Here is a 12,063-nt window from a genome sequence, read left to right on the forward strand (position 1 = left end):
GGGGATAAGGTAAGTCATGGCGTCATTGCCGTTGTACGTGGATCTTGACGGCACGCTGATCGCCACCGATCTGTTGCATGAATCGCTGCTGCAACTGGTTCGCACCGAACCCCTGTCGTTGCTGCAATTGCCGGGCTGGCTGTTGCGGGGCAAGGCAGTTCTCAAGCGCGAGGTGGCACAGCGCGTCGAGATCGATGTCACCACCCTGCCGTATCGGCCGCAGGTGCTGCAGCACCTGCGCGAAGCGCGCGCTGCCGGGCGACGGATCGTGCTGGCCACAGCCAGCGACGCCAAGTTCGCCAAGCAGGTGGCGGCCCACCTCGGGCTGTTCGACGCGGTGATCGCCTCGGATGGCGCGCGCAACCTCGGCGGCGTGCACAAGCTCGCGGCGATTCAGGCCGACGCGGGCGGCGCAGCCTTCGCCTATGCGGGCGACCGCGCTGCCGACATGCCCGTCTGGCGCGGCTCAGGCGCCGCAGTGGTCGTGAGTCGATCGCGCGGGCTCGCGCGGGAGGCGGGCCTGAACACGCGCACCGAGGCGGTGATCGAGCCGGCAGCGGCGCCGTTCGGGCGCTATCTTTATGGCATCCGATTGCACCAGTGGCTGAAGAACCTGCTGATCTTTCTGCCCCTGATGCCTGTGCTGCACGATCTCACGGCCGACATCCTGGTCGACGCCGCCCTGGCCTTCCTGGTTTTCGGCCTGATGGCGTCGGGCATCTACGTCTTCAACGATCTGCTCGATCTGGCATCCGACCGGCGCCATCACCGCAAGTACCGGCGACCGTTCGCGTCCGGCGAGATTCCGGTCGGGCAGGGGCTGTTGATCTCGGCATCGCTCGGCGCGGTGTCGCTGGCGCTTTCGGTGGCTTTGTTGCCGTGGGAGTTCGTCGGCGTCCTCCTGCTCTACATGGCGCTGACCACCGCCTACTCGGTGTTCCTGAAGCGGCGCGCGGTGGTCGATGTCTTCGCGCTGGCCGGTCTGTACACCATCCGGCTCGCCGCCGGCGCAACGGCGACCGGGTTGCCGCTGTCGTTCTGGATCCTTTCCTTCTCGTTGTTCATCTTCCTGAGCCTGGCTCTCGCCAAGCGCTATGTGGAGCTCACCGGCCCGCACAGCAAGGTGACGACCGAGAAGAACGATCGCGGCTACTACGTCACCGACGCAACCTTCGTGCTGTGCGCAGGCATCAGCGCCGGGCAGATGTCCGCGCTGCTGTTGAGCCTCTACATCAACAACCAGGACATGATGGCGCGTTACGCCCACCCGGCCTACCTGTGGATGCTGATCCCGGTGTTCCTTTTCTGGATCATTCGCATCTGGCTCAAGGCGGTGCGTGGCGTGCTTCACGACGACCCGGTGGTGTTCGCTGCACGCGACTGGGTCAGTCGCGTGGCCGTGTGCATCGGCGCCGCGGCGTTGTGGCTCGCGGGCTGAGGGCGGATGAGGCGCAGGAGTCTGGCATTCGATGCGCTCATCGCGGTGACGCTGGGCAGCGTGGCGCTGTTCGTGCTCGCGACGCTGTCGTCCCGGCTGCCGGGGGCGCTGTACACCCCGGACGGCAACGACGCATGGTTTCAGGCTGACCTGTCGCGTGCGCTGCGCAACATGGTGGACGCCAGCAGCAACCACTACCGGACCAAGGTTCACCCGATCGCATCGATCACGATCCATCCACTGGTTGCCGGTCTGCGGGCGCTGTGGCCGGGAAGCGATCTCCAGGCCGCGATGCGCGTGGTGTGGGGGTGCGGGTTGCTGTGGGTGGCCGGCTTCTACGCGCTGTGCCGTTTGCTGGGTTCCGGCCGCATCGCGGCTGCGTGCTTTTCGGCGCTGGCCATCGGCAGCGCCGGCTTCCAGTTCTGGTTCTCGGTGCCGGAAACCTACGCATTCGGTTCATTGAGCTTGCTGCTGGTGTTGCTGACCGCGGCGCTTGCGGTGCATCGACCGGTGAGCGACCGCCTGCTGACGATCGCCAGCGCGGCGAGCCTGAGCATCACCGTCACCAACTGGATCGCCGGCCTGGCACTGGCGATCTCGCAGCGACCCTGGCGCCGCGCCGTCCGGATCAGCGCCATCGCCTTTGCGGTGGTGGCCGTCCTGGCGGTGGTGCAGCGCAGCTACTACAGCTTCGCCAAGCTCTTCTTTCTCGGCAGCAGCGAAGAGCTGGACTATGTGAATCTCTCGCGGGCCGGCTCGCTGTTCGACAAGCTGGCGGCGATCTTCTGGTCACCGGTCAGCGTGCCCGGGGTACTGACCCAGCTCCAGCCCGCACCCGGGCTGAATTTTCTGACGGTGCAATTGAGCACCCCGGCATCGGGCAGCTGGGCCGGGGCCATCGCGCTTGCGCTGTGGAGCCTGTTGCTGCTGGCAGGTGTCTGGGGTCTGGCATCGGCATCGCGCTGGCGCGGCTTTGCCATGGTGCTTGGGCTGACCCTCGGCATCCACGCACTGATGCATTTCTTCTACGGCGAGGAGACCTTTCTCTATGCCGCGCACTTCCTGCCGATGCTCCTGGCGTTGGCGGTGTTCGCGCAGCGTTCGCCGCTGGGCCGCCTTGCTCCCGCTTTGGCGCTCGCGGCCGCGGGCTTCGCGGCAGTCAACAACACGGCAGTCTTCGCGACGGCGGCCCGTCAGCTGGTGCAACGCGCCCCCGCTGCGCTTTCGGCTGCATCTGAACTTCACGCGTTCTAGCGATGACCTGCTGCCGCAGCGCGTTGCGCAATCGAACGTCCGCACGGGTCTTGCACATGCTCAGATGTTTTTTCAATCCGTTCTGTTTTGAGGCTGCTGCATGAAGATGTCGATTCTGGTTGGCCTGTCCGTCGTGCTGCTGTGTCTCGTCTGGCGATTTCGACCTGGCATTCCGGGTTGGCCCCGCTCGTCGGCAGCCTCCGCAGTCGAGTCGTACTGGCGCACGTGGGTGTGCTTCCTGCTGAGCAGCATGGCGGCGAGTTCCGCGGTCATGGTGCTGGTCGATGCGCCTGGTATCGAAAGCGCCCTGGGCTATGCCCGCTGGCTCTTTTCGGCGCACGCGGGGACCGACTCATGGATGCCGATGCTGCGCGCGTCGGAACACCTGCGCATGCATCCCGACATCCCCGTGTTCCCCGCCGTGTTTTTCGAGCAGCATGTGAAGTTCCAGTACCCGCTCACTGCCCTGCTGGTGCTCGACGTGCCGATGGCGCTGTTCCGGGTCGATGGCGCGACGGTCGTGACGGCGCTGCAGATCCTGTCGCGACTCTGCGTTCCGGTGATCGGCGTGGTGTTCTTCAAGCTCTTCATGGGCGCTGCGCAGCCGTCGAATCCGGACAGCCGCCTGCCGCTGCAGTCAACCGCGTTCCTGATGGGCCTGTGTTTCGTGAGCGTGATCTTGTTCTACCCGATCTCGCGCTCCGAGTTTCACGGCCAGATCCAGACCTCGATGACGCTGGCTGCGGCGTTGGCGCTGCTGGCATGGCAGCGCGGCAATCCGAAGCTCGCCGGCGTGCTGATCGCCCTGTGCTGTGTCATCAAGCCGCAGTGGGCCATCGTCATCCTCTGGGCGCTGCTGCGGCGGCAGTGGGTCTTCGCCGTGTCGGCAACACTGACCACCGGCGTGTTTCTCCTGATCGCCACCGCCATGTACGGGCTCGGCAACATGCTCGACTATGTCTCGGTGGTGTCGTTCCTGGGCCGCCACGGCGAGAGCTATTTCATCAACCAGTCCGTCAACGGGCTCATGAACCGCCTGCTCTTCAACGGCGTCAACCTGCAGGGCGCGGGGCTGGTGTGGTCCGGCACGGACTTTCCGCCGTTCCATCCGGTGGTGTACGCAGCGACGCTCGTGTCGTCGATCCTGGTTCTCGGATTGGCCATGCTCTGGAACGTGACCAAGCGCCCCGGCACCCTCGACCTGGCACTCATCATGCTCGCACTGACCATCGCGTCGCCGATCGCCTGGGACCACCACTACGGCGTGCTTTTCCCGATTTTTGCAGTGGTGTTCCCGGCTGCACTGCAACGGCGGCCGTGGGGCCGGTGGACGCTGCCGATCCTGTGGGGCACCTTCGTGCTCACGAGCCAGTCGTTCAATACCGCGACCAACCTGTTCGCCGGCACGCGCTTCAATTTCCTGCAGTCCTACCTGTTTTTCGGCGCGCTGATGATGCTGGCGTTGCTGTGCAGGCTGAGTTCGCAGGAGCGACCCGCGGCGCCCGGTGCTCATGCCGGCGAGCCGCAACCGCGATCAGCTGCGGAAGCGTCGCTGCAGTGACGTCGGTCACCGCAACGATCGCTTCATTGGCGCCGAATCAAAGCCCGACGATCCCGCCGTCGTTCTTCGTGATCATCACGGTCGACGAACGCGGCCGTGCAGTCGCCCCGCCGGGGCCGTAAGCCGCCACGCCGGCGCCGCTGCCGGGGAAGTGGCTTTCGTACTTGCTCGGATCGCCGATGTTGGCTGCCACCGTGTTTTCACCCGGGTGCTGGATGTTGATGAACAGCGCCTTGCCGTCTGGCGACTCGGCCAGGCCGGTCACTTCCGCACCCTTGGGCGCCGTGAGAAAGCGCTTGAAGATCGTGTCGGTCATCTTCTTGCCGGCATAGGTGCTCACGGTGACTGGCCCGGTGCCTGCAACGCCGGGCTTGCCGTTGGCCTGGTTCACCACGTCGATCTTGCCGCCGTCGCCGTAGCTGCCCGGGATCGCCGCCAGCAGCATGCAGTTGGTGACGTCGTAGTAGGCGTTGTCGTCGGTCTCGATCCAGAGGATGCCGCTCGCGCGCGAGAACCAGCAGCCGTCGGGCTTGGACAGGTCGTTGAAGTCCGACAGGCCCGACAGGTTCACGTTCTTCTGGTAGTTCACGTCGTCGAGCCCGGCATCGGCCTTGGCCTGGCTGCCGAACAGGTAGATGTCCCAGTTGAAAGTGGTGGCCGAGGCATCGTTGCCGGTTTCGCGGATGCGCATCACCTGGCCGTTCACGTCGCCCTTGTTGGCCTGGGCGGCGGCGTTCTGCGCCGTGATGCCCTTGTTGTCGAGCCAGTAACGCGGGAAGGCCGGCTCCACGTCGGGGTTGGGCACGTTGTTGCTGCTCAGGGTGCCGACGTTGCCGCGATCCGGGTTCTCCGTCATGGTGATGTAGATCTCGCCATTCAGCGGGTTCACGGCCGTCCATTCGGGGCGGTCGCATTTGGTCGCGCCGGCCGCATCGGCCGCCAGGCGAGCGTTCACCAGCACGTCCGCCAGATCGGCAAACGCGTAGACCGTGCTGCCCGAGATGGCGGTGTTGGTCAGGTCGAGCTTGAGCCAGGTGCCGCTGCCGTCGGCATTGAACTTCGCTGCGTAGAGCGTGCCGTCGTCGAGGTATTTGGCGCCGGTGGCGAGGCGATCCGCCGGGTTGGCATCGGCCGCGACCCAGGTTGCCTTCGACACATACTTGTAGACGTACTCGCTGCGCGAATCGTCACCCATGTAGAAAGCCAGCGGCTTGCCCACCACCGGGTTGCTCGGCCACGCGCCTTCGTGCGCGAAGCGGCCGAGGCCGGTGTGCTTGACCGGCGTCGACGTCGGGTTGTACGGGTCGATTTCCACCACCCAGCCGAAGGTGTTGTGCGTGTTGCGGAAATCGTCGGTGCCGTCGGTCGACACGCCGGTCACGCTCGCGTTCCAGCGCTGGTATTCGGTGCTGGCTGGATCGGCCGGCACCACGGTCGACCAGCGCTGGCCGCCGGTGACGTTCTGCTTCAGGCCGATGCGCAGGAACGCCGTGAGTTCCTTGGCACTGCGCAGGCTGTCGTCCGTGGCGCCGCGGGTGAAGAAGCCGGCGAAGTTCTCTTCGCAGGTGAGGTACGTGCCCCAAGGCGTGTAGCCGCTGGCGCAGTTGCCGATCATGCCGCGCGTGGCCGTGCCGTCCGTGGAGTACAGCGTCTTCAGCAGCGCCGACCCCCTGGCCGGGCCGCCGAACACCATCGGCGTGCGCGGCGTGACGCGGCGATTGAAGGTCGAGGCCTTCACCGTGGCGAACTTGCCTGCGCTCTTGGCGATTTCGACCACCGACGCGCCGTGCGCTTCGACTTCCTTCAGCGCCTCGGCTTCGGGCCGCACGCCGGTCGGGTTGGTCTGGCCGGCGGGGTGCATGAACGGCACGGTGCCGTTGATGGCCTCGTGGTTGATGCACATCAGCGCGCGGTCGTTGCTGGTGAGCGTGGGCTTGCCGTCGGCAGTCAGGCCGAAGTAGTGCATGCCGTCGTGCTGGTCGCCCGAGCGGCGGCCGAAGTTGTCGTCGGTTCCGTCGTTCTTGTAGTCGCTCACAGCCGGGTCGATCGAGTCGCCGGTGGCGTAGATCACGGTGGCGGTGTAGCCGGCCGGCACCACGATGCTGTCGGCCAGGCTCTTATTCACGGCCGAGAAGCCGAGCGACGGGCCGGCCGGCGGCGCCGGAACCGGTGCCGGAGGGGGCGCCGCGACCGGCGGTGCCGGGGCCGGAACGATCGGGAAGGCGCCGCTCCCACCGCCTCCGCCGCCACAGGCGCTCAGTGCCAGCGGGCCGAGCGAGGCGGCTGCCAGCGCACTGACGCCCCCGCGCAGCAGATGCCGCCGATGCATGCGCGTGGCGATGACTTCGTTCAGGCTGGTGTTCGAAGTGGGGTTGTTGTCGAGGTCGTCAGGATCGATGTGGGGTGCAACGAGATGCGCGTCGGTCATGGTTTGTTTTGGTGCTTCACTGAGGGGAACCTGACCTTATCGGCGCGACATGACGGCTTCGTGGCATTCTTGGGGGATCATGCGGATCGATAAGAAGGGGACAACCAGAATGACTTTCGCCACCGGATTGATCGGCCTCGGCGCCATGGGCAGCGGCATGGCGCAGTCGCTGCGGCGTGCCGGCCACGACCTGCATGTTTTCGACGTGCGACCCGACGCGGTCAACGCCTTTGTGCGCGAGGGCGGTCACGCCTGCGCCACGCTGGCCGAGCTGGGCGCGCGCTGCGACGTCGTCGTGTCGGTCGTCGTCAACGCGGCGCAAACCGAGAGCGTGCTGTTCGGCGCCGATGGGCTGGCCGCGACGATGAAGCCAGGCAGCGTGTTCGTGATGTGTTCCACCGTCGACCCGCACGTGTCGATCGCATTCGAATCGCGCCTGGCGCAGCAGGGCATTCTTTATGTCGATGCACCGATCTCCGGCGGTGCGGCCAAGGCCGCGAGCGGCGAGATGACGATGATGACCGCCGCGCGGCCCGAAGCCTACGCGAAGGCCGACGCGGTGCTCGACGCGATGGCCGCCAAGGTCTACCGGCTCGGCGACAAGGCCGGCGCGGGCAGCAAGGTCAAGGTCATCAACCAGTTGCTGGCCGGCGTGCACATCGCGGCCGCGGCGGAGGCCATGGCGCTGGGTTTGCGCGAGGGGGTCGATCCGGCCGCGCTGTACGAGGTCATCACCCACAGCGCGGGCAACAGCTGGATGTTCGAGAACCGCATGGCGCATGTACTGGCCGCCGACTACACGCCGCTGTCGGCCGTCGACATCTTCGTGAAGGATCTCGGGCTGGTGCTCGACATGGCGCGCGCCAGCAAGTTTCCGCTGCCGCTCTCGTCCACCGCGCACCAGATGTTCATGCAGGCCTCGACGGCCGGCTTCGCGAAGGAAGACGACAGCGCGGTGATCAAGATCTTTCCGGGCATCGAGCTCCCGAAGAAGGCGGCGCCATGAGCCTGGTTCTTGGCTGCATCGCAGACGACTTCACCGGCGCGACCGACCTCGCCAACAACCTGGTGCGCGCGGGCATGCGCGTGGTGCAGACCATCGGCGTGCCGGGTGCGCCGCTCGATGCCGATGTGGATGCGGTGGTGGTCGCGCTCAAGTCGCGCACCATCGCACCGGTCGAGGCCGTCGACCAGTCGCTCGACGCCTGGCGCTGGCTGCTCGCTCAGGGCGTGCAGCAGGTCTACTTCAAGTACTGCTCCACCTTCGACAGCACGCCGCGCGGCAACATCGGCCCGGTGACCGAGGCGCTGATGGACGCCATCGGCTGCGACTTCACCATTGCCACGCCGGCCTTCCCCGACAACGGGCGAACGGTGTTCAAGGGCTACCTGTTCGTGGGCGACCTGCTGCTGAGCGAAAGCGGCATGAAAGACCATCCGCTCACGCCGATGACAGACGCGAACCTGGTGCGCGTGCTGCAGGCCCAGTGCCGCCGCAAGGTCGGGCTGATCGACCACAAGGCGGTGGCGCGCGGTGCCGACGCGGTGCGCGAGCGCATCGCGCAACTCAAGGTGGAAGGCGTCGGCATCGCGGTGGTCGACGCGGTGTCGAACGACGACCTTTTGCGGCTCGGCCCCGCGCTGGCCGACATGCCGCTGCTCACGGCGGGCTCTGGCGTGGCCATCGCGCTGCCGGCCAACTTCGGGCTGGCGCCGTCGCCGCAAGCAAGCGCGCTGCCGGCTGCCGGCGGTCTGCTGGCCGTCGTGTCGGGCAGTTGTTCGCTGGCCACCAACCAGCAGGTGGCCCACTTCATCGCAGCGGGCCGACCGGCCTTCCCGATCGATCCGCTGCGCCTTGCGGCCGGCGACGATGTGGTGGCCGACGCATTGGCATGGGCCGCGCCGTTGCTGGCATCGGGGCCGCTGCTGGTGTACTCCACGGCCGAAGCCGGCGCCGTGAAATCGGTGCAGGGGCAACTCGGCGTCGAAGCGGCCGGCGCCATGGTCGAGCGCTGCGTCGCGGCCATTGCGCGCGGGCTGGTCGAGCAGGGCGTGCGCCAGCTCATCGTGGCCGGCGGCGAAACCTCGGGCGCCTGCGTGCAGGCGCTCGGCATCGCGCAGTTGCAGATCGGGCCGCAGATCGATCCGGGCGTGCCGTGGTGCCATGCCAAGGCCGAAGCCGCCGGCGGCGCCGGCCTGCACATCACGCTCAAGTCTGGCAACTTCGGCACCGAGGACTTCTTCACCAAGGCCTTTACAGTCCTCGAATGACGGAAAGCGAAGCCCGCGAAGAAATCTGCCGCATTGGCGCGAGCCTGTTCGCGCGCGGCTACGTGCACGCCACGGCCGGCAACATCAGCGTGCGGCTGGACGATGGTTTCCTGATCACGCCGACCGATGCCTGCCTGGGCTTGCTGGATCCTGCGCGGCTCGCGCGGCTCGATGCCAACTTGCAGCAGACCGGTGGCGACCGCGCGAGCAAGACGATCGCGCTGCATGCCTGCATCTATGCGGCGGCGACCCGCTTCGATGCGGCCACCCGTTGCGTGATCCACACGCATTCCACGCACTGCGTTGCCCTCACGCTGGCGCCGTCGAAGTCGCCGGAGCTGCTGCCCGCACTCACGCCCTACTTCGTGATGAAGGTCGGCCATGTTCCGGTGATCGACTACCACCGGCCCGGTGCGCCCGAGGCGGCCGAACAGGTGGCGCAGGCGATCGAGCGCTACGGCGCACAGGGCACGCCGATCCGCGCCGTGATGCTACAGCGACTCGGGCCCAACGTGTGGCACGACACGCCGGCCGCCGCGATGGCCACGCTGGAAGAACTGGAAGAAACGGCGAAGCTCTGGTTGCTGGGCAACGCCAAACCCGCGCCGCTGGGCGCCGCCGAGATCGATGAACTGCGCCGCACTTTCGGCGCGCGCTGGTAGGAGTTTTTGAAATGCCCCGCTTTGCCGCCAACCTGTCGATGCTCTATCCGGAGCTCGATTTTCTCGACCGCTTCGAGGCTGCAGCCAAAGACGGCTTTCGCGCGGTCGAATACCTGTTCCCGTATGCGTACGCGCCTCAGGAGCTCGCGGCACGCCTGCAGGCCAACGGACTGCAGCAGGTGCTGTTCAATGGCCCGCCCGGCAACTGGGACGGCGGCGAGCGCGGCCTCGCGAGCCTGCCGGGCCGCGAGGCCGAGTTTCGCGAAGGCGTGCTGAAGGCGCTCGACTATGCGGCGGCGCTCGATTGCCCGCGCGTGCACATCATGGCCGGACTGGTTGCCGAGGACACGCTGCGCGAGGACGTACAACCGGTCTACGTCGACAACCTGCGCTGGGCCGCCGAGCAGGCTGCCAAGGTGGGGCGCGACCTGCTGATCGAACCGATCAACACGCGCGACATTCCGCGCTTCTTCCTGAACCGGCAAGACCATGCCCACCAGATCCTCGAAGCGGTCGGCGCGCCCAACCTGAAGGTGCAGATGGATCTGTACCACTGCCAGATCGTCGAGGGCGACGTCGCGATGAAGCTGCGCAAGTACCTGCCGACCGGCCGCGTAGGCCATCTGCAGATCGCCGGCGTGCCCGAGCGGCACGAACCCGACATCGGCGAACTCAACCACGACTACCTGTTCCGGGTGATCGACGAACTCATGGCCGCGGGACAGTGGGACGGCTGGATCGGCTGCGAGTACCGGCCGGCTCGCGGCGCGGTGCCGCAGGGAACGTCCGACGGGCTCGGCTGGCTGCGCCGCGTCTAGCGCTGCACAACGTAGCGCGTCACCACCGGCGGGTCTTCGCCCATGTGAAACGCCAGCCGGCGCTCGCGCAGCGCCAGGTCGGCCGCGGTGGCGCGGTTGAAGCGCCGCAGGTGCTCCGTCCACGACGCGTCGACGATCTGCTCCACATAGCGCTCGGGCTGCGTGATGTCGTGCAGCAACTCCCAGCCGATCGCGCCTTCGCTCAGGCGCGTGCGCCGGGTCTGGTGCATGACGAGGTGGAAGGAGGCCGCGCGCGCCGGGTCGATCAGGTACTCGACATTGATCACGATGCGCCCGTCGTCAGGCACCTTGTGGGTCGGCACGGTGCTCCAGCCGACCTGGGCCGGGCTCACGTCGTCGTCGGTGCCGTGGTCGAGCACATAGCGCAGCGCCATCAGCATCAGCAGCGTGCCGCTCGCGGCTGCGATGCTGAGGCTCAGTTGCAGCGTGCTCACGGTCGCGACCTGGCCCCAGATCGCAGCGCCGACCGCGGTCGCGCCCATGATCGCCATCTGGTACATCGACATGCCGCGCGCGCGCACCCAGTCGGGCAGCGCGAGCTGCGCCGATACGGCCAGCGAATTGGCCACCGTGATCCAGGCCGCGCCGCCGAACAGCATGGCCGGCACCGCGACCCAGACGTTGGGCGCGAAGGCCATCACGGCCGTGGCGAGCGACTGCACCATGGTGCCGCGCAGCACCAGCTGGTCGCGCTCGTAGGCCTGGCGCAGCCGCGGCAGAAACAGCACCGCGACGATCGCGCCGGCGCCCATCGCGGCCAGCAGCAGCGTGAAGGTGCCGGCGTCGCCGCCCTGCAGGCCCCGCGCCAGCAAGGGCAGCAGCGCGAGCAGCGCCGTCGAGTGAAAAAAGAAGATCGAGATGCGCGTCAGCACCGCGCGCATGCGCTGCGACTGCCGCACGAACTGCACGCCCACGCGCATCGCGCTGATGAGCTTCTCGCGGCCCAGCGGATTGGGCGTGTGCTCTCGCCGCCAGCGCAGCACGATGAAGCCCGAAGCGACCGACATCACCGCATTGAGCACGAACACCCACACGGTGCCGGCACTCGCGATCAGCGCGCCGGCCACCAGCGGGCCGATGATGCGCGAGGCGTTCATCGCAATGCCGTTGAGCCCGAGCGCGGCCGGCAGCTGGATGCGCGGCACCAGCTCCGGCACGATGGCCGAGAACACCGGCCAGCGCAGCGCCAAGCCGATGCCGTTGGCGAAGGTGAGCGCGAGTAGCAGCGGCGCACTCATCACGTCGAGCGCCACCGCGGCGCACAGCACGATCGCGACGCCCGCCAGCCAGAACTGCGTGGCCACCAGCCAGCGGCGCCGGTCCAGGATGTCGGCCAGCGCGCCGCTCGGCAGGCCGAGCAGGAACACCGGCAGCGTGGAGGCCGACTGCACCAGCGCCACCCAGATCGGCGTGGTGGTCAACGTGGTCATCATCCACGCTGCCGCCACGTCGTTCATCCACATGCAGATGTTGGCGATCAGCCAGGTGCTCCACAGCATGCGGAACACCGGCAGCTTGAGCGGCGTGAGCGCCCCGATGCGCGCGGGCTCGGGGCGCAGGGGCGGCAGGGGTGTCTCCTCGGGGGATATCGGTGGCATCTGCCCCGATTG

The 12,063-nt window shown here is 67.3% G+C and carries 9 protein-coding genes; 7 read left to right on the forward strand and 2 right to left on the reverse strand.

Annotation, left to right across the window (positions count from 1 at the left end; all coding sequences use genetic code 11):
- Positions 1 to 16 precede the first annotated feature (16 nt).
- The 3 genes from QTI05_RS10745 to QTI05_RS10755 all read left to right on the forward strand — a co-directional run bounded on the left by QTI05_RS10745 (position 17) and on the right by QTI05_RS10755 (position 4,253).
- Positions 17 to 1,438 (forward strand): UbiA family prenyltransferase, encoded by a 1,422-nt coding sequence (locus QTI05_RS10745; RefSeq protein ID WP_286624359.1) that lies wholly within the window; start codon positions 17 to 19, stop codon positions 1,436 to 1,438.
- A 6-nt stretch (positions 1,439 to 1,444) separates the two neighbouring features.
- On the forward strand, positions 1,445 to 2,692 hold the full coding sequence (locus tag QTI05_RS10750; protein ID WP_286624361.1) for a hypothetical protein: 1,248 nt from the start codon (positions 1,445 to 1,447) through the stop codon (positions 2,690 to 2,692).
- A gap of 100 nt (positions 2,693 to 2,792) precedes the next feature.
- Complete coding sequence (locus QTI05_RS10755) at positions 2,793 to 4,253, forward strand: glycosyltransferase family 87 protein (protein WP_286624363.1); 1,461 nt, start codon at positions 2,793 to 2,795, stop codon at positions 4,251 to 4,253.
- A gap of 37 nt (positions 4,254 to 4,290) precedes the next feature.
- Here QTI05_RS10755 and QTI05_RS10760 read toward each other — a convergent pair whose 3' ends face one another.
- Positions 4,291 to 6,681, reverse strand: a complete 2,391-nt coding sequence (locus QTI05_RS10760; RefSeq protein WP_286540168.1) for a PhoX family protein — start codon at positions 6,679 to 6,681, stop codon at positions 4,291 to 4,293.
- 79 nt (positions 6,682 to 6,760) lie between these two features.
- Here QTI05_RS10760 and ltnD point away from each other — a divergent pair, with 79 nt between their 5' ends.
- The 4 genes from ltnD to otnI are packed head-to-tail and all read left to right on the forward strand — an operon-like array spanning position 6,761 to position 10,432.
- On the forward strand, positions 6,761 to 7,687 hold the full coding sequence (ltnD, locus tag QTI05_RS10765; RefSeq protein ID WP_353505948.1) for an L-threonate dehydrogenase: 927 nt from the start codon (positions 6,761 to 6,763) through the stop codon (positions 7,685 to 7,687).
- Entirely contained in the window at positions 7,684 to 8,952 is a 1,269-nt protein-coding gene (otnK, locus tag QTI05_RS10770) for a 3-oxo-tetronate kinase (RefSeq protein WP_286624366.1), read from the forward strand. Before ltnD ends, otnK begins: the two co-directional genes overlap by 4 nt.
- Entirely contained in the window at positions 8,949 to 9,614 is a 666-nt protein-coding gene (locus QTI05_RS10775; RefSeq protein ID WP_286624368.1) for a class II aldolase/adducin family protein, read from the forward strand. Before otnK ends, QTI05_RS10775 begins: the two co-directional genes overlap by 4 nt.
- A gap of 11 nt (positions 9,615 to 9,625) precedes the next feature.
- Entirely contained in the window at positions 9,626 to 10,432 is an 807-nt protein-coding gene (gene otnI, locus QTI05_RS10780; RefSeq protein WP_286624370.1) for a 2-oxo-tetronate isomerase, read from the forward strand.
- Here the strand turns inward: otnI and QTI05_RS10785 are convergent.
- Positions 10,429 to 12,051, reverse strand: coding sequence for an MFS transporter (locus QTI05_RS10785; protein ID WP_286624372.1), 1,623 nt, complete (start codon positions 12,049 to 12,051; stop codon positions 10,429 to 10,431). The two genes, otnI and QTI05_RS10785, sit on opposite strands and share 4 nt — an antisense overlap.
- Positions 12,052 to 12,063 lie beyond the last annotated feature (12 nt).

The sequence above is a fragment of the Variovorax fucosicus genome (assembly GCF_030316825.1).
GTDB classification, from domain to species: Bacteria; Pseudomonadota; Gammaproteobacteria; order Burkholderiales; family Burkholderiaceae_C; genus Variovorax; species Variovorax fucosicus.